The organism is Methylocaldum sp. (genome assembly GCF_035627495.1).
GTDB lineage: Bacteria > Pseudomonadota > Gammaproteobacteria > Methylococcales > Methylococcaceae > Methylocaldum.
The window spans coordinates 1-17,261 of record NZ_DASPLO010000070.1; the positions used below are offsets into that span (position 1 = coordinate 1).

Here is a 17,261-nt window from a genome sequence, read left to right on the forward strand (position 1 = left end):
CGCGTCAATCTGATCGTACGCCCTGAACTCGCCACCAAAGCGCTCCGCACCCACCTTCGTCAAAGCCGCCGTCAGGGTCGTCTTGCCATGGTCCACATGACCAATCGTCCCGACGTTCACATGCGGCTTCGTGCGCGTAAACTTTTCTTTGGACATCCGCCAATACCCCTTAATCTGATTACCGATACACCCAAACTGGAGCCCATAACCGGACTTGAACCGGTGACCTCTTCCTTACCAAGGAAGTGCTCTACCGACTGAGCTATATGGGCGAAAACCTGCCACCCTTTTTGCTGGAGCGGGTGATGGGAATCGAACCCACGCCATCAGCTTGGAAGGCTGAGGTTCTACCATTGAACTACACCCGCGCAAAATCCTAAATTTAATGGTGGAGGGGGAAGGATTCGAACCTTCGAAGGCTGAGCCGTCAGATTTACAGTCTGATCCCTTTGACCGCTCGGGAACCCCTCCAAGGGTTAAGACGCAAATTATTGGGCATTCACTTGCCTGTGTCAATATTCAACGCACTTCATTTCTTGGACCGGCATGAAGACTAGCCGTCACGGCGCTTAAATCTCCCTGCAACATAGCAGGAAATAATTCAACCACCCTAGAAATCGCGCCACGAATCAATTCGCACTCATCACCACCCGGGTTACCCAGAACGTAGGGCACGACGTCGTCGCGATTACCGGGATGACCTATACCGATACGTATCCGATAAAACCCGGCCGCGCCCAACTGGCCAATCAAATCCTTCAAGCCGTTGTGACCACCGTGCCCGCCGCCGCACTTCAGGCGTACAACACCGGGAGCAAAATCTAGCTCATCGTGAGCCACTAAAATTTCCTCGACCCCTATTTTGTAGTACCGGGCTAGCGCCGCCACCGACTGCCCACTCCGATTCATGAATGTCGTCGGCTTTAGGAGCAACGCACTGTCTTTTCCGAACTCCAACGCCGCCACCAACCCATGAAACCGCTGATCCTCCCGAAACGCGAGGCCGCGAGCAGACGCAAGCGCATCCACAAGCCAAAACCCGGCGTTGTGCCGGGTTTTTTCATACTTGACCGTCGGATTTCCAAGACCGACCACCAACCTGAATCGAACAGACAACAGCCTCTCCCGGCCATTTCATCAGCAACGGACAGCTATTCGGCCACACCCTCAGACGATTCGGCAACCTTACCGGACTGAATTGCCGCAACCGGCAGATCATGTTCCGGTCCATGAGCCAAGGCAAGGACATCAACCCCTTCAGGCACCTTCAAATCCGAGAGATGGATAGATTGCCCCACATCGATTTGCGCCAGATCAACCTCGATGTATTCGGGCAAGCGATCCGGCATACAGGCGACTTCCACATCGACCAGATTATGGGTTACCACACCACCCTTCTTCACACCAACCGAGATTTCCTGATTGACGAAATGCAAGGGCACATGGACACGAATTTTCTCAACTCCGCTTACACGCTGAAAATCCATGTGCGTGATAATCGGCCTACTTGGATGCCTCTGCAGCCCCTTCAAAATGACTCTTTCCTCTCTGTCTACAACCTTGACAATCAAGACATGGGAATAAACAGCTTCATTCTCCAGGCTTTTCACAACTTTATTGTGATCCAACACTACCCCTACCGGGTCGGCGCCACCACCGTACAGAATTGCCGGAATTTTGTTTGCCCGACGCAACCGCCGCGCATCGCCTTTACCGGTAGCCGATCTTAACTCTGCCTCAAATACAAAACTGCCTACCATCTTTCTCTCCAAAATACTCTTAGCAGTGGATTAACAAAACTACATCAGTCCACATAGAGGGAACTAACTGATTCGCCGACCGCTATGCGGCGTATCGTTTCCGCCAACATTTCAGCAACACTCAGCTGCCGAATTTTTTTACATTGCTGCGCATCCGGATGCAGCGGAATCGTATCCGTCACGACTAACCCGTCCAGCACCGAATCTTCGATGTTTTCTACAGCTCGTCCCGATAACACAGGATGAGTACAATATGCCACCACCCTCCGAGCCCCGTGCTCCTTCAACGCGCCCGCCGCCCGGCATAGAGTCCCGGCCGTATCCACCAAATCATCGACCATGATGCAGGTACGCCCCTCCACATCGCCGATAATGTTCATCACCTTGGCCTCATTCGGCCTTGGACGACGCTTGTCGATAATAGCCAAATCCGCGTCATCAAGACGCTTGGCCAATGCCCGCGCCCTCACCACACCGCCCACATCGGGGGAAACAACAATCAAGTTTGGATACTTCTGCCGCCACACATCACCCAATAAAATTGGAGAGGCATAAACGTTATCCACGGGAACATCAAAAAAACCCTGAATCTGATCGGCATGCAGATCCACGGTCAACACCCGGTCCGCCCCTGCCGCACAAATCATCTTGGCGACCAACTTTGCCGTGATAGGCACTCTAGCCGACCTAATTCGACGGTCTTGGCGCGCATAACCGTAATAAGGTATCACTGCGGTAATCACGGACGCCGACGACCGACGAAAGGCGTCGATCATGACAAGCAACTCCATGATGTTTTCATTAATCGGCGCACAGGTAGGCTGGATCAGAAAGACCTCCCGCCCGCGGACGTTTTCCTCAATCTCGACCGCTATCTCACCATCGATGAATCTTCCGATAGTTGCCATCCCCAGCCGCATATTCAGTTTGCGCACGATGCCTTCGGCCAAGGAAGGATTGGCATTCCCCGAAAACACCATGAACGAGGCGTCTGTCATTCAAGACACTCCAAAGTCGAGACGTCGAGTCGGAATTATATGGCTGGGGCGCCAGGATTCGAACCTGGGAATGCCGGGATCAAAACCCGGTGCCTTACCGCTTGGCTACGCCCCAATGAATGTTGTTGACAGCCTTATTCAGGCCAACTTCAGCGCCTGATGAAGAGGCGACCGATTCATGCCCCGGGCCACAAACACCGACCAGTCGCGCTCTAATGCAATAGCCGCCGCCCGCGCATCAGTCTCGTCGGCAAAGGTCGCGAACACGCAAGCCCCGGTACCCGTAAGCCTAGCAGGCGAGAAACGCCTCAAGCTGCCCAAGGCAGCCTCAATCTTTGGGTATAACTCCGAAACCACAGGCAAACAATGATTTTCCTGCTGGCCTGCAAGAAAGTCGGCTATTTTGATTGGTTTATTATTTCGTGTCAAACCAGGCGCCGAAAAAATTTGCCCTGTCGCCACATGGCACTCGGGCACCACGACGAGATACCAAGGCTCCGACAGATCCAGCGGAGTCAACACCTCCCCGACTCCTTCGGCCCAAGCGGAACAGCCATTGACGAAAACCGGAACGTCAGCACCCAATTGCAACCCCAAGATCATTAGGTCCTGCAATGATAAGCCTGCCTGCCATAAGCAGTTCAACCCCAGTAAGGCTGTTGCGGCATCTGAGCTTCCTCCGCCCAACCCGCCACCCATAGGCAGATTTTTTTCTATTTCGATTTCGACTCCGCAGCGAACACCGGCAGACTGACGCAAGAGTTGCGCAGCCCTCACTGTCAGATCCATTTCTTCCGGCACGCCCGGAAGCGGGGTCAGCAGCCGAACTAGACCATCGGAACGACGGCGCAGCGTGATCCAGTCACAACGATCGATAAATTGAAATACTGTTTGAAGCAGATGGTAACCGTCGTCGCGACGACCCACGATCCTCAGCATCAGATTGAGCTTTGCCGGCGCTGGCAAACGAAGCACTTCCGCTTTCGTCATGTACTATCCCCTAATTTGCCAGCTATCCGCTATTAACTTGAGTTTCACTTCGGGACCTTGAATAGCCATTTTCTGTGGCATTATCCGATCGCCCACATTCACATACCGCTCAAATCGAAGCGTCCAGCCCGATTGCTGGAACCCTCGCGATGAACCGGACTCCTCATAAACAGGCGTATGACTTTGATTCGGATCAGGCAAACCCATAACCCAGTAACGCAAGCTGGATAAAGGCACAGCAAATCCCAGCCGGTCCTTCAGCATGGCATCAGGATCGCGGGAAAATTCCGCAATCCCGCCACCCCCGTTAACATAAATCAGATCCTTTTGCAGAATAATAGATACCATACCCTGGCTAAAAGGACCCGACACCCGCAAACGATCCTGATCCGCATCGTGCTCCCAAAATAGATTCGCATGCCAGGCATCATGCGTCGTTTGCACACCAATCCGACCTTCCAGCCGCCAAGCCTTTAGGTCATAGTTTTCTTCGGCTTTCGGAGGGAATACGGGGCGGCCGGGCTCTTTCTCAAAAACGGCGCAACCGGCTAGCGACGCGATCAATGCAAGAACAAAAACCTTAAACAAAACTTGTCCTTCTAACACACGCTACTTGAAAGCTTCTCGGTACTTAACCTTGATTTTCTTCATGTCCTCATGCGCCGGATCTTTCTTGAGCGCCTCTCTCCACACTTTCTTGGCCTCTTGCCGCTTCCCGGACTCCCACAACACCTCCCCCAAATGCGCGGCGATTTCGGGATCGCGAACCGACTCATAAGCACGCCGCAAATAATCCAGCGCCACCGCATAGTTTCCCAAGCGGTAATGCAGCCAACCGTAGCTATCCAAGATGGCCGGATCGTCAGGCTTTAACTCGATCGCCCGATCAAGATACCGCTTAGCCTCTTCCAAACGGTCGCCGCGATCGGCCAAAGTGTAACCCAAAGCATTAAGCGCACTGGCATCGTCGGGACTCTTCTCTAGTACGGCACGCAAATCCGCCTCCAATACCTCAATGCGCCCCAACTGTTCGGCGACCAAAGCACGGGAATAAAGCAATTCCATCTGACCCGGCATTTCGTCCAGGGCCTCCGTCAGCAAATCAAATGCCGCTTCATAGTCCTTGGTTTTCGATAAGAGCTCCGCCTCCAGCAAATAAAGTCGCAATGCCTCATTGGGAAACTGTTTACGCACCTCACCTAAGCGCTGCCGCGCGTCGGTCATACGGCCGAGATTAATCAAAGCAGTAATCGCATTGACCTTAGCGTCGAATTCCAATGGCCCCGACCCGACTCTATCAAACCACTGCAGCGCGTTTTGCAGGCGATTCTGGTGCGCTTCGATTAACCCCAGGTAGAAATAGGCCTGCGCCCGCCACTTGGTCACGGCCGTTAAAGCGGAAAACTCTTTCTTCGCTCTCTCATCTCGTCCCGTTTCCATCAACAGTGTTGCGAGACCAAAACGGGCATCGTGATTATCCGGCTCCTTCTCCAAAATGCGAGTTAACTCCCTCTCCGCGCCTTGAAAATCCCCCGCTTTTGCCAAGAACTGGGAGTAGATCAAGCGCAAACGGACGTTGGCGGGGTCACTCCTCAGGGCCTTTTGAAGCGCGCTCCTCGCCGCCTCGGAATCACCCATCTGGGACATAACCTGCGCTTGCAACAGCCGAGCCCGATTCCAATCAGGATGCAGGGCCAGCGCCTTTTCCGTTTCCTGCAGGGCTAATTGATACTCGCCTTTATTGCCGGCCAAAAGCGCATACGCAAAGTGAAGTTCGGCCATGCGCGGAAATTCGGCGACCAGGCGCTGCATCACCTTCTCCCCCTCTTCCTTGGAAACCTCCGAATCCAACCACTTGACCAATTCGATCAAGGTATTTTCCAGGTCTACATCGGGCAGGGTCAAAAGAGCCCTCAGCTGATCGAGAGCCTTATCGGTTTGCCCCGTTTTAAGAAGCAGTAAAGCCGTTATCCGACGCGCCGAAACGTTTCCCGGATCGCGCTCGCTCCATAATGTAGCCGCCGTTAGAGCTTTTTCGGTATTTTTAAGATAGAGTCCGATTTGAGCCGCCCGCTCTGCGATCTGAGCATCTTGAGTAAGCCTGGCGGCTTCCAAGTAATTGTTCAGAGCAGTCTCGTACTGTCCGCGCTGACCGGCCACTTCGGCGGTTAAAAGCAAATAGACGATTTCCGAGTGCTGATTGAGTTCTCGGACACCTGCCTGACGGATCTCTTCGGAGGATTCGCCAGAATGGGGCCGCGATGGATTCAAACCCGCGCATCCCGACAGCCAGATACCCCCGACACACGCCAAACAGACCAATCGTTTCAACACTGACGAAATCCCTAAGCCGAAGTTAATAAAAGAACCTTGGATAGTATCGACAACGCTTTTCTCCCTCCATCCGGAGCGGCATCACGGAGATGTCCTGAGCTTTCGACAAAGCGGAGTAAACTGAATTTTATAAACCGGCGAGATTGTACGCTGTCCGTAACATGCAACAATAGACCCGAACCTCCACTATTTGGCTGCGCCCGAGGTTTTTTCTTAAAATTATATTTGGAAAGTCGCAGAAATTTGAGTTCATGGGCATTTTAACCTTAGGGTTGAATCACAATACCGCGCCGATTTTGATCAGAGAGCGCTTGGTCTTCCCGACCGAACGCCTCAAATTCGCCTTGCTGGATCTAATTAAATTGCCGCAGATCGGCGAAGCGGCAATTCTTTCTACGTGCAACCGAACGGAATTGTACTGTGGCGTCGAAACCGATAATCAAGACATCCTGATCGACTGGATCGCTCAAGAGCAGCGCCTTCAACGGGAAGATTTCCAGCCGTATCTCTATTTTCACACCGATGCCGAGACGATCCGCCACATGTTTCGCGTCGCCTGCGGGCTGGACTCGATGATACTAGGAGAACCGCAGATTCTCGGGCAGATGAAATCGGCCTATCAAGTCGCGGCCGAAGCCGGCACTCTCGGCAAGACCCTGAGCAAATTGTTTCAGCACACCTTCACCGCCGCCAAGAAGGTGCGAACCGATACGGCTATCGGTTCCAGCCCCGTTTCGGTTGCTTTCGCGGCCGTGCGACTGGCGCAACGCATCTTCGACGATCTCTCACGGCAGACCGCTATTCTGATCGGCGCCGGAGAAACGATCGAACTGACCGCCCGTCACCTGACCGAGAGCAAAATCGGCCATCTGATTATCGCTAACCGTACCTACGACAAAGCACACACTTTAGCCACACACTTCAACGGATTTGCCATTTCGTTGGCCGAACTGCCGAAACACTTGGCCAAAGCCGATATCGTCGTCTCGTCTACCGCCAGCCAATTGCCTATTTTGGGTAAAGGCGGCGTTGAAAGCGCCCTCAAAGCACGCAAGCACAAGCCGATGTTCATGGTGGATTTGGCCGTGCCTCGCGACATCGAACCGGAAGTCGCCCAGCTGAGAGATGTTTATCTCTATACGGTCGACGATTTGCGGAACACCATCGAGGAAAACCTGAAATCTCGGCAGGAAGCGGCCAAGAAAGCCGAAGAAATTATCGACACCGAAGTGGAGCATTTTTTGGACTGGCTTCGCGCCCAGGGTGTGACGGCTACCATCCGCGACTTCCGCAGCCAGGCCCAAGAGATCCGCGCCGAAGCCTTAAATCGCGCCAGACAGGCGCTGCGAAGCGGTAAGTCGCCCGAAGAGGCGCTGGACCTTTTAGCGAATTTACTCACCAATAAATTGATTCACATTCCCAGCGTCCAAATCAAACAAGCGGGCATCTACGAGCGGCACGATCTGATTGCCGCCGCCCGAGAACTCTTTCAACTTAAAGACAGCTCTTAATACGTGAAACCATCTATTCGCCAGAAACTCGATCATCTCGCCCAGCGATTCGAAGAGATTACCGCCCTCCTTGCCGAACCATCGATTCAGAACGATCAGGACCGCTTCCGCGCGCTGAGTCGCGAGTACGCTCAACTCAACCCGCTGGTCGGCTGTTTCACAAAATATCTGGGCACGCTCGAAGATCTTGCCTACGCGCAGAGCCTGCTCGAAGACAAGGACCCGCAGGTTCGCAGCCTCGCCAAGGAGGAGCTGGCTCATGCCCAAGAAAGGCAAGAAACCTTGGAGCAGGAGTTGCAAATTCTTTTGCTGCCGAAGGATCCTAACGACGAGCGCAATATCTTTCTGGAAGTCCGCGCAGGTACCGGCGGCGCCGAGGCGGCACTGTTCGCCGGCGATTTGTACCGCATGTACAGCCGCTATGCCGAGCAAAAAGGCTGGAAGGCGGAGGTCGTCAGCGAAAGCGAGGGTGAACATGGCGGCTACAAGGAAGTGATCGTCCGCATTAGCGGCCAGGACGTATACTCGCGCCTCAAATTCGAGGCCGGCGCCCATCGCGTGCAGCGCGTACCGGAGACGGAAGCCCAGGGGCGTATTCACACCTCAGCCTGTACGGTGGCGGTACTCGCCGAGGCCGATGAAATCGACATCGACATCAATCCGGCCGATCTGCGGGTCGATACCTACCGGGCCTCGGGCGCCGGCGGTCAGCACGTCAACCGGACTGATTCGGCGGTGCGCATCACACACATTCCTACCGGCATCGTCGTGGAATGCCAGGATGAACGCTCTCAACACAAGAACCGTGCCCGCGCCATGTCCTTGCTGAAGTCGCGCATCCTATCCGCCGAAGAAGAAAAGCAGAGCGCCGAAATTGCCGCCTCGCGCAAGCTACAGGTGGGCAGCGGCGACCGTTCGGAGCGCATCCGCACCTACAACTTTCCGCAGGGCCGGCTCACCGATCACCGCATCAACCTGACCCTCTATCGGCTTGAAGCCATCATGGCGGGCGATCTCGACCCCGTGATCGAACCTCTGATCAATGAACATCAGGCTGAATTGCTGGCGCAGCTGGCCCAGGATTAGTGCGATGAGTACGCCTCGCCCCGCACCGAAGCCAGACAAGTCCGATAGCGCAACCATAGCGGCTGTGCTTCGGTCTGCCGCCGCTCGACTCAGTGAACTGAATGACACGGCACGCCTCGATACGGAAATTTTACTGGCGCTTGCGTTAAACCGCGATCGATCGCACCTTCGCGCATGGCCGGAACGAGAACTTTTACCCGAGGAGCAAGAGCGTTTTCGAGATCTGATCGAACAACGGCGGTCCGGAACTCCGATCGCCTATCTCTCCGGGGAAAAGGAGTTCTGGTCTCGGGCGTTCAAGGTTCGCCCCGACGTGCTCATCCCACGCCCCGAAACCGAGTTGCTGATCGAATTGGCGCTGGCATTCATACCGGCGACACAGATGGCCGATATTTTAGACTTGGGGACCGGCAGCGGCGCCATCGCCGTGACCGTCGCCGCGGAGCGTCCTTTGGCCCGCATCACCGCAACCGACCTTAGTACTGGCGCATTGGAAGTCGCGCAAGAAAATGCGGGTCTGCACGGTGTGCGCAACATTCGCTTTCAACTAGGCGATTGGTTCAATGCGGTGCAGGACGACGAGCGGTTCGATTTAATTGTCAGCAATCCGCCTTATGTCGCCGATGACGATCCACATTTAAGCCAGGGCGATGTGCGCTTCGAACCGGCTTTGGCTTTGAAAGGCGGCATACACGGGTTGGATGCTTTCCGAATCATTGCCCGGGAAGCGCGCGATTACCTGAAACCACACGGGCGACTGATGCTGGAACACGGCTTCGATCAGGCGAAATCTCTAGCCGATCTCTTAACCGAGTTTGGTTACACAGACATCAGCCACCATCTCGATCTCCAAGGTTACGCTCGAGTCACCACCGCACGGTCGGGAAAACGGGTTTAGCCACTCCTTTTCGGAATAGAGCCATGCGCAACACAGAAATCTGTATCCCGCGGTCTTTGGTTAACCAGTTACTGCACCATGCCCAAACATCGCCGGATCTTGAAATTTGCGGTCTCATCGGAGCGAAAAACGGCGTCCCGAGCAACTGCTATCCGGTTAAGAACGCCGCTACGACACCCGACTGCCGGTTTCTGATGGCGCCCGAGGAACAAATCGAAGCCATGCGTAAGATGCGGGAACGAGGAGAGGAATTATTCGCAATCTTTCATTCGCATCCTGCCGCCCCCGCCGAACCTTCGGCCACCGATCTCGAACAAGCGGCTTATCCCGATGCGCTGTATATCATTATCTCCCTAAACACGAAGGGAGTTCTTGAAATGCGCGGGTTCCGCATCCGTCAAGCACAACGAATCGAAGAAGTCGCTTTGCTTCTGTAGCAAGGTTAACTGCGTGGCGGGCTCCAAGAACGCGATTGCCTAACGGGGCAGTTCCAGGGCCTCTCGCGATTTGGGAAAGTCAGCCCCGACGCTCATGACGAAGCTGGTCACATCAGAGATATCGAGGGCGGATTTGACCACCTTCGACTCGTGAACGATGACCGTGAAACCATTAGTCGGATTCGGCGAAGTGGGCACGTACAAAACGTAACGGTCACCCTCACGATTCGTGACATAAGCCGGCAGCCACATTCCTTCCCGTGGATACTCGACATAGACGATTTCCCGTTTATTCTCGTCGGGCTTGCTGCGAAACATGTCGACGATCTTTTTGGTCACCCGATAAACCGTGTTCAAAAACGGCACTCGCTCGATGGCAAGATCGATCAGCGAAATCAATAGCGAGTGGCGTCGCTTGTTGATGGTGTGGCCGATATAAGCCAACAAGGCGAAGACGCCGGCAAACGTTAAGAGCGTGATACCAGAATTGCCGACAGCTTCGTTTACGCCAAATACCGTACTCAATATCAAGTGCGCGAGGAATATTACTATTTGCGCCACGACAATAATCGGCAGCACCGCCAAAGTGCCGATCAAAAAATTATTCAAGGCGATTTTGATGAGATGTTTAGCCTCTGCAAAATTACTGGGTGCCATGAGTTTTCTCCCTGCATGTCTAATCTGCCTTTTAGACAACATCTCCCGCAACAATGATCGCCAGCGCCGATTATGCGCAAAGCGACAGCCCTCTCACTGACCCGGGCCCGCTCCGGTCCGGCTGTCGAACCAGCCGCGGCGAATCGTCCATTTCGCCATTTCCAGAACTGGGAGTATCGTGGCTGACGCGCCCAGCACCACCGCCCATTCGATTCGCGACAGACTGTCGGTGCCGAACGCGTTCTGGAAGAACGGCACATAGATGATTACAAGGAGCAACATCGCTTCCCAAACGATCGCCAGATTCAGCCATTTGTTCGCGAACGGCCGACGAAACACAGAAAAATGATCGGAACGAAAATTGTAGGCCTTGAAGAACTCGATCGAGACCAGCGTCGCGAAGGTTATCGTCATTGCCTTGGAAAGCTCGTTGCCGTTTCGTAACGCCCATAAAAAGACACTGAGATTAACCAGAGTCGACCAAATGCCTCCGACCAGCATCAGTGAGACGACCGGAAAACTGAAAATTCCCCGCTTCGGGTCGCGAGGCTTCTGCCGCATCAAAGCCTCGTCCATCGGATCGACCGCCAGCGCCAAAGCGGGAAGTCCATCAGTGGCCAGATTCACGTAAAGAATTTGCACCGCACTCAAAGGCAGCGGCAACCCGGCCAGCATAGCGCCTGCCATCAGACCTATTTCCCCGATGTTCGAGGACAATAGGTACATTAAGTATTTTTTGATGTTGCTGAAAATCCCCCGTCCTTCCTCCACGGCGGCGACGATGGATGCAAAATTGTCGTCGGTGAGCATCATCGCAGCGGCCTCCTTGGACACGTCGGTGCCAGTGATCCCCATAGCCACGCCGATATCGGCCTGTTTGAGAGCCGGTGCGTCGTTCACGCCGTCCCCGGTCATGGCGACAATGCGGCCTTGTTCTTGCAGAGTGCGGACTATGCGAATCTTGTGCTCGGGAGCTACACGGGCGAAGACCTCGATTTGCCTGACCGCTCGCGCGAACGCCTCATCGCTCATCGCGTCCAGATCGATGCCGGTAATCACTCGTCCGTGTTTCAGAATACCCAACTCGCGGGCAACAGCGCGGGCCGTAGCCGGATGGTCGCCGGTAATCATGATCACCTTGATGCCGGCCTTCTCGCAGGTGGCAATGGCGGACTTGGACTCGGGGCGTGGCGGATCGATCATCCCGACCAGCCCTAGGAAACACATGTCTTTTTCAGCCGTTTCCAGAGACGTTTCTTCCTTTTGAGCCACCGCCAGAACGCGGAGCGCCTCGCCGGCCAAACGCTCGGCCTCGGCCTGTATCACACCACGCGCCGCATCGTCCAACGGAGCTTCACCCTCTGCACTCAGCCAGCGATCGCACGCGTTAAGGATGACCTCCAAGGCACCTTTGGCATAGGCTATCCGCCCGCCCTCGGCATTCTCGTGGAGCGTCGTCATCCGCTTGGATTCCGAGGTAAAGGGAATCTCGCCCATTCGCGGAAACCGGCCGTTCAGTTCGGAGGGCTTTAACCCGGCCTTGGCGGCGGCAACCACCAACGCGCCTTCCGTAGGATCGCCTTGAATCTGCCAGCGCCCCTCTTCAGTTCGAAGCACACTCGCATCGCTCGCCAGTGCCGCCGCTTGAAGCAGCGTCATCACAGGAGGGGTGGGAGCGACTTCGCGGGCTTTGTGGAGGAACCGGCCGACTGGTTCGTAACCGGCGCCCGTAACGCTGAACAATTCCCCGGCAGCCCAAATCTTGCGGGCGGTCATCTCGTCCTTGGTCAAGGTCCCCGTCTTGTCCGAGCAAATGACGGACGTGCTGCCCAAGGTCTCCACGGCCGGCAAACGACGTATGAGCGCGTGACGCCTGACCATCCGGCGAGCGCCGATGGCCAGAGAAATCGTCACTACGGCGGGCAGGGCCTCCGGCACTACGGCAACGGCCAAGGCAATGCCGAAGATCAGCATGTGCTCGAAGGATTCGCCGCGCAAAATGCCGAGGGAAACGATGAGCGCGACGATGAAAACGGCGGCGACGGCCAGCACGTTCCCGACTTTATCGAGGCTCTTCTGCAGCGGCGTCTCGCGCTGTTCCGCCCCGCGCAAGAGACCCACGATACGTCCGAACTCGGTTTCCATCCCGGTGGCGACGACGACGCCCTGGCCTCGCCCGTAAGTCACGGCCGTGCCGGCAAACCCCATGTTCTGGCGATCACCGATGGCTAACTGAGGATCATCCAACGGCGCGGTGCGCTTTTCCACCGGCGTCGACTCGCCCGTCAGGGGTGCCTCGTCGATTTGGAGATTCACGGATTCGATCAGGCGCAGATCGGCGGGAATGCGGTTGCCGGTCAGCAAACGGACGACATCGCCGGGAACCAGATAGCGTGCAGGTATCTCCACGAATTTACCATCGCGCATCACGCTCGCCATCGGCGCCGCCATCTGCTGCAAGGCTTCCATTGCGCGCTCGGCACGGTATTCCTGAAAAAATCCCAGCAATACGGCAAATAAAACGATCACCGCAATGACGATGGATTCGACGGTATGTCCTAAATACGCCGAGAAGCCGATGGCAACCAGCAGAATAATGACCAGGACGCTCTTGAACTGCGACAGAAAAAGCCTGAAAGCCGAAGTTCCCTTGCCTTGCTCGATCTCATTGAATCCGTGCTTGACAAGGCGGTGATCGGCCTCCTCTTCAGTCAATCCGCCCGGACCGGATCGAACGTCCCCATAAGTTTGTTCGATTGTCTTGGAATGCCAGGCCGGTTGTTGCTCCGGTGCCTCCGCCAGATCCGGCTTTATCAGCTCAATCCGATCCAGACAGTTCCAAACGAACCGCCAATGGAAACCGATGCCGGCCAACACGGCAATGTGGAACAATTCGTGCGGGCCTAACACCCCGCCGACGATAACCGGCCACCGCAGAAAGTCGAGAACCGCACCCGAGGTATAAGCCAATGCGCTGAAAAGCATCGGCCTGAAGAACGAAAAACCGAATCGGCGCCAAACAGCGATCCCGGACGCCAGCCCCAGCCAGCCGAGCCCTAGATACAGCGTCAAACCGAGCGATTCCGGGATGTTCTCGAAGAAGACGACCTTGAGCGTAAGCCCGGTAATGGCCAATCCCCATACCAAAAGCAAAACGCCCCAACGCCAGATGCCCGAGAAAAGGATGCAATGCACGGGGGTGAAGCTTCCCGCGATCAGCAAAAAGATCGCGGCATGATCCAGCCGCTGCAATACCGCACGCCCAGCCCCGCCGACGGACAGCAGATGGAACACGCCGCTCATGGAGAGGAGAAAAATGCAGGTAAAGACGAACACCCCTACGGCTATTGTGCGGCAGAGATTGCCCCGGGCCCGGCGAATCAAAAAGAACCCCAGAATGGCGAACACGCCCGCGGCCAACAAATGCATGAGAGAACTTACGGGATCGGCAAAACCTGGAATCGGATAAGTCTCCATGGCGGAATTGAGCTTTAAAACAGCTGGTGAAAAGGGCTGGCAGGGTCCTTGCGTTGGCGATGGAACGCGGCTACGAGACTAAGCCTGAATCGACAAACGCGCGCCTGGCCCCATCGCCACCGCGAGAACTCACCTCGGGGCGATATCTTGGGTTCGGGTAGTGATCGATAGGACCGTAACGGCTTGCTAATCGCCGTCGTCTGGCGCACGTTTATTGCAATTTCTTCTTGAGCAAATCGTTCAATTGCTGCGGATTGGCCTTGCCTTGGGTCGCTTTCATGGCCTGGCCGACGAAAAATCCGAACAACTTATCCTTGCCCGCCCTGTACTGCGCCAGTTGTTCCGGATTGGCGGCGATGATTTCGTCGATGGTTTTCTCGATCGCGCCGGTATCGGTGATTTGTTTCAGTCCTTGTTTTTCGATGATGGCGTCAGCGGTTTCGCCCGATTCCCAAAGGGTTTCAAAGACCTGCTTAGCCAGTTTTCCGGAGATGGTTTCATCGGCGATGCGCCTGACGAGGCCTGCGAGTCGCTCTGCCTCGACCGGGCTTTTCTCGATCTCCAAGCCAGCTTTGTTGAGCGCGCCCGACAAATCGCCCATCACCCAGTTGGCGCACAATTTGGGATCGCTGCCCGACGACTCCTTGACCACGGCTTCATAGTAGTCGGCAAGCTCCCGCGTTGCCGTCAGCACGGTCGCATCGTAGTCGTTCAAGCCATACTGGGATTTGAAGCGGTCGCGCTTTTCGTCCGGAAGTTCGGGCAGATCCTTGCGCACTTCCTCGATGAAATCGCTCGATATTTCCAGCGGCAGCAGGTCGGGATCGGGGAAATAGCGGTAGTCGTTCGCCTCTTCCTTGCTGCGCATGGAGCGGGTCTCATCCTTGTTTGCGTCATACAAGCGGGTTTCCTGTACGATTTGTCCGCCATTTTCAAGAATTTCGATCTGTCGCTCGATTTCGTAGTTAATTGCGCGCTCCACAAAACGGAACGAGTTCAGGTTCTTGATTTCGGCACGGGTGCCGAACTTCTCCTGACCTTTAGGGCGAATCGACACGTTGGCATCGCAGCGGAACGATCCTTCCTGCATGTTGCCGTCGCAAATCTCCAGATAACGCACCAAAGCGTGCAGCTTTTTCATATAAGCCACCGCTTCCTTCGCCGAGCGAAGATCCGGTTCGGACACGATCTCCAGAAGTGGCGTGCCGGCGCGGTTCAAATCGATTCCGGTAAACCCGTGAAAATCCTCATGCAATGATTTACCGGCATCTTCTTCCAGATGGGCGCGGGTGATCCCGATGGTTTTCTCGATACCGTCCACCGAAATACTCAGATGTCCCGTGCTCACTACGGGAAGGTCGTATTGACTGATTTGATAGCCTTTCGGCAGGTCGGGATAGAAGTAGTTTTTGCGCGCAAAAACCGAAAACGGAGTCACGCGGGCGCCGATGGCAAGGCCGAATTTGACCGCCATGCGCACTGCCTCGCCGTTCAGCACGGGCAATACGCCGGGCAAACCCAAATCCACCGCACAGGCTTGGGTGTTGGGCTCCGCACCGTAGGCCGTCGGCGCACCCGAAAAAATCTTGGATTTAGTAGCGAGCTGGGCGTGAATTTCCAACCCGATAACCGTTTCCCATTCCATACAAACCTCTTATACGAAATCTCTCGGAGCCCGCCGGTGCCAGTCGGTCACTCGTTGATACTGATGCGCCACATTAAGCAAACGCTCCTCGGCGAAATAATTGCCGATGATCTGCATGCCGACGGGCAGATTCTTCGAAAATCCCACGGGGATCGACATGCCGGGAAGACCGGCCAGATTTACGGCGATCGTATAGATGTCCGACAGGTACATCGCGATGGGATCGGCGGTCTTTTCCCCGAAGCGGAACGCGACAGACGGCGCGGTGGGGCCCATGATCACGTCGACCTCCTCGAAGGCCCGATTGAAATCGTCGCTGATCAAGCGCCGGATCTTTTGGGCTTTGAGGTAATAGGCATCGTAATAACCCGCGGAGAGCGCATAAGTACCGATCAGGATGCGCCGCTTCACTTCCGCGCCGAAACCTTCGCCGCGGGAGCGCATGTAGAGATCGTGCAAGTCCTTGGGCTCCTTGCAGCGATACCCGAAGCGGACACCGTCATAGCGGGCCAGGTTGGACGAACACTCGGCGGGTGCCACAACGTAATAAACCGGCACCGACAGCTTCATGTTAGGCAGCGAAATCTCTTTCACGGTCGCGCCCAGCCTCCGATATTCGTCGATAGCATCGTCGATGAGGCGCGCGATGTCTGAATCCAAGCCCTCGTCGAAGAACTCTTTGGGCAAACCGATCCTGAGCCCATCCAAGCTGTTGTTAAGAGACGCGGAATAATCCGGCACCGGCCTATCGAGGCTGGTGGAGTCCTTTTCGTCGAACCCTGCCATGACTTGGAGCATGAGCGCACAGTCTTCCGCCGTTCGAGCCATGGGACCGCCCTGATCGAGGCTGGATGCGAAAGCAATCATTCCCCAGCGAGAAACCAGACCGTAGGTCGGCTTCAACCCGGTGATACCACAAAAAGACGCGGGCTGACGAATCGATCCGCCGGTATCCGTTCCGGTGGCTCCCGGAGCTAGCCGTGCCGCCACCGATGCCGCCGAACCACCGGACGAGCCCCCCGGAACGGTGCCGGTATCCCACGGATTCTTGACCGGTCCGTAATAGCTCGTTTCGTTGGAAGATCCCATAGCGAACTCGTCCATGTTGAGTTTCCCCAGCATGACGGTTCCCACCTGCTTGAATCGCTCCACGACCGTGGCATCGTACGGGGAGATAAAGTTGTCGAGCATCTTCGAGCCGCAGCTCGTCTTTACGCCTTTGGTGCAGAAAATATCTTTCTGCGCGATGGGGACACCGGTCAAGGCTCCGGCCGAACCTTGGGCGATCAATGCATCGGCCGCTCCGGCCTGCTCTAGCGCCTGTTCCTCGGTGACGGTGACAAAGCAGTTGAGTTGTGAGTCATATTGCCGGATGCGCGCCAGAAAAGCCCGCGTCAGTTCAATACTGCTGAATTCTTTTTTCTTGAGCCCGTCGGCTAATTCGGCGATGGTTTTGTCGTGCATGAGT

Annotated in this window: 15 protein-coding genes and 4 tRNA genes; 4 read left to right on the plus strand and 15 right to left on the minus strand. The window is 55.5% G+C overall.

The genetic code is table 11. The features are described 5' to 3' along the window. The 11 genes from VEB01_RS05390 to VEB01_RS05440 form a co-directional block, all read right to left on the minus strand. A partial coding sequence (locus VEB01_RS05390) for a GTP-binding protein (protein ID WP_324873561.1) occupies positions 1-156 on the minus strand: 156 nt, incomplete at its 3' end. A 40-nt stretch (positions 157-196) separates the two neighbouring features. Continuing rightward, positions 197-272, minus strand: a tRNA-Thr gene (locus VEB01_RS05395). 22 nt (positions 273-294) lie between these two features. Next, positions 295-368 (minus strand) — tRNA-Gly (locus tag VEB01_RS05400). Between the two features lie 18 nt (positions 369-386). Then, positions 387-471: transfer RNA gene (locus VEB01_RS05405), tRNA-Tyr, on the minus strand. A gap of 48 nt (positions 472-519) precedes the next feature. Beyond that, on the minus strand, positions 520-1,098 hold the full coding sequence (gene pth, locus VEB01_RS05410) for an aminoacyl-tRNA hydrolase (RefSeq protein ID WP_475441462.1): 579 nt from the start codon (positions 1,096-1,098) through the stop codon (positions 520-522). Between the two features lie 53 nt (positions 1,099-1,151). Continuing rightward, a complete protein-coding gene (locus tag VEB01_RS05415) occupies positions 1,152-1,760 on the minus strand; it encodes a 50S ribosomal protein L25/general stress protein Ctc (protein ID WP_324873491.1) in 609 nt (202 codons plus the stop codon). A gap of 44 nt (positions 1,761-1,804) precedes the next feature. After that, positions 1,805-2,758: a ribose-phosphate diphosphokinase gene (locus VEB01_RS05420; protein ID WP_324873492.1), complete on the minus strand. Its 954-nt coding sequence runs from the start codon at positions 2,756-2,758 to the stop codon at positions 1,805-1,807. Between the two features lie 40 nt (positions 2,759-2,798). Next, positions 2,799-2,873, minus strand: a tRNA-Gln gene (locus tag VEB01_RS05425). A 23-nt stretch (positions 2,874-2,896) separates the two neighbouring features. Continuing rightward, entirely contained in the window at positions 2,897-3,748 is an 852-nt protein-coding gene (gene ispE, locus VEB01_RS05430) for a 4-(cytidine 5'-diphospho)-2-C-methyl-D-erythritol kinase (RefSeq protein ID WP_324873493.1), read from the minus strand. A 3-nt stretch (positions 3,749-3,751) separates the two neighbouring features. Then, entirely contained in the window at positions 3,752-4,336 is a 585-nt protein-coding gene (lolB, locus tag VEB01_RS05435; protein WP_324873494.1) for a lipoprotein insertase outer membrane protein LolB, read from the minus strand. Between the two features lie 21 nt (positions 4,337-4,357). Next, entirely contained in the window at positions 4,358-6,019 is a 1,662-nt protein-coding gene (locus VEB01_RS05440; RefSeq protein WP_324873495.1) for a tetratricopeptide repeat protein, read from the minus strand. A 314-nt stretch (positions 6,020-6,333) separates the two neighbouring features. On the opposite strand from VEB01_RS05440, the gene hemA reads away from it, so the two are divergent. Genes hemA through VEB01_RS05460 form a run of 4 tightly spaced genes read left to right on the plus strand, consistent with a single transcriptional unit; the run spans position 6,334 to position 10,014 of the window. Continuing rightward, entirely contained in the window at positions 6,334-7,593 is a 1,260-nt protein-coding gene (hemA, locus tag VEB01_RS05445) for a glutamyl-tRNA reductase (RefSeq protein WP_324873496.1), read from the plus strand. A 3-nt stretch (positions 7,594-7,596) separates the two neighbouring features. Beyond that, positions 7,597-8,679 carry a peptide chain release factor 1 gene (gene prfA / locus VEB01_RS05450; protein ID WP_324873497.1) on the plus strand — a complete coding sequence of 361 codons (1,083 nt, stop codon included), beginning with the start codon at positions 7,597-7,599 and terminating at the stop codon, positions 8,677-8,679. A gap of 4 nt (positions 8,680-8,683) precedes the next feature. Beyond that, positions 8,684-9,577: a peptide chain release factor N(5)-glutamine methyltransferase gene (gene prmC, locus VEB01_RS05455; protein WP_324873498.1), complete on the plus strand. Its 894-nt coding sequence runs from the start codon at positions 8,684-8,686 to the stop codon at positions 9,575-9,577. A 23-nt stretch (positions 9,578-9,600) separates the two neighbouring features. Next, a complete protein-coding gene (locus VEB01_RS05460) occupies positions 9,601-10,014 on the plus strand; it encodes a M67 family metallopeptidase (protein WP_324873499.1) in 414 nt (137 codons plus the stop codon). Between the two features lie 39 nt (positions 10,015-10,053). Here the strand turns inward: VEB01_RS05460 and VEB01_RS05465 are convergent, their stop codons facing one another. The 4 genes from VEB01_RS05465 to gatA all read right to left on the minus strand — a co-directional run bounded on the left by VEB01_RS05465 (position 10,054) and on the right by gatA (position 17,257). Beyond that, positions 10,054-10,671, minus strand: coding sequence for a DUF502 domain-containing protein (locus tag VEB01_RS05465; protein WP_324873501.1), 618 nt, complete (start codon positions 10,669-10,671; stop codon positions 10,054-10,056). Positions 10,672-10,764: 93 nt separating this feature from the next. Further along, a complete protein-coding gene (gene trhA / locus VEB01_RS05470) occupies positions 10,765-14,148 on the minus strand; it encodes a PAQR family membrane homeostasis protein TrhA (RefSeq protein WP_324873503.1) in 3,384 nt (1,127 codons plus the stop codon). 211 nt (positions 14,149-14,359) lie between these two features. After that, positions 14,360-15,793, minus strand: coding sequence for an Asp-tRNA(Asn)/Glu-tRNA(Gln) amidotransferase subunit GatB (gene gatB, locus VEB01_RS05475; protein WP_324873504.1), 1,434 nt, complete (start codon positions 15,791-15,793; stop codon positions 14,360-14,362). Positions 15,794-15,802: 9 nt separating this feature from the next. Continuing rightward, positions 15,803-17,257: an Asp-tRNA(Asn)/Glu-tRNA(Gln) amidotransferase subunit GatA gene (gene gatA, locus VEB01_RS05480; protein ID WP_324873506.1), complete on the minus strand. Its 1,455-nt coding sequence runs from the start codon at positions 17,255-17,257 to the stop codon at positions 15,803-15,805. Positions 17,258-17,261 lie beyond the last annotated feature (4 nt).

Coding starts and splice junctions, on each gene's coding strand:
- gatB (WP_324873504.1), bottom strand. CDS start 15,793: ATGGAATGGGAAACGGTTATCGGGTTGGAAATTCACGCCCAGCTCGCT.
- VEB01_RS05465 (WP_324873501.1), bottom strand. CDS start 10,671: ATGGCACCCAGTAATTTTGCAGAGGCTAAACATCTCATCAAAATCGCC.
- hemA (WP_324873496.1), top strand. CDS start 6,334: ATGGGCATTTTAACCTTAGGGTTGAATCACAATACCGCGCCGATTTTG.
- VEB01_RS05415 (WP_324873491.1), bottom strand. CDS start 1,760: ATGGTAGGCAGTTTTGTATTTGAGGCAGAGTTAAGATCGGCTACCGGT.
- VEB01_RS05460 (WP_324873499.1), top strand. CDS start 9,601: ATGCGCAACACAGAAATCTGTATCCCGCGGTCTTTGGTTAACCAGTTA.
- VEB01_RS05420 (WP_324873492.1), bottom strand. CDS start 2,758: ATGACAGACGCCTCGTTCATGGTGTTTTCGGGGAATGCCAATCCTTCC.
- gatA (WP_324873506.1), bottom strand. CDS start 17,257: ATGCACGACAAAACCATCGCCGAATTAGCCGACGGGCTCAAGAAAAAA.
- ispE (WP_324873493.1), bottom strand. CDS start 3,748: ATGACGAAAGCGGAAGTGCTTCGTTTGCCAGCGCCGGCAAAGCTCAAT.
- trhA (WP_324873503.1), bottom strand. CDS start 14,148: ATGGAGACTTATCCGATTCCAGGTTTTGCCGATCCCGTAAGTTCTCTC.
- prmC (WP_324873498.1), top strand. CDS start 8,684: ATGAGTACGCCTCGCCCCGCACCGAAGCCAGACAAGTCCGATAGCGCA.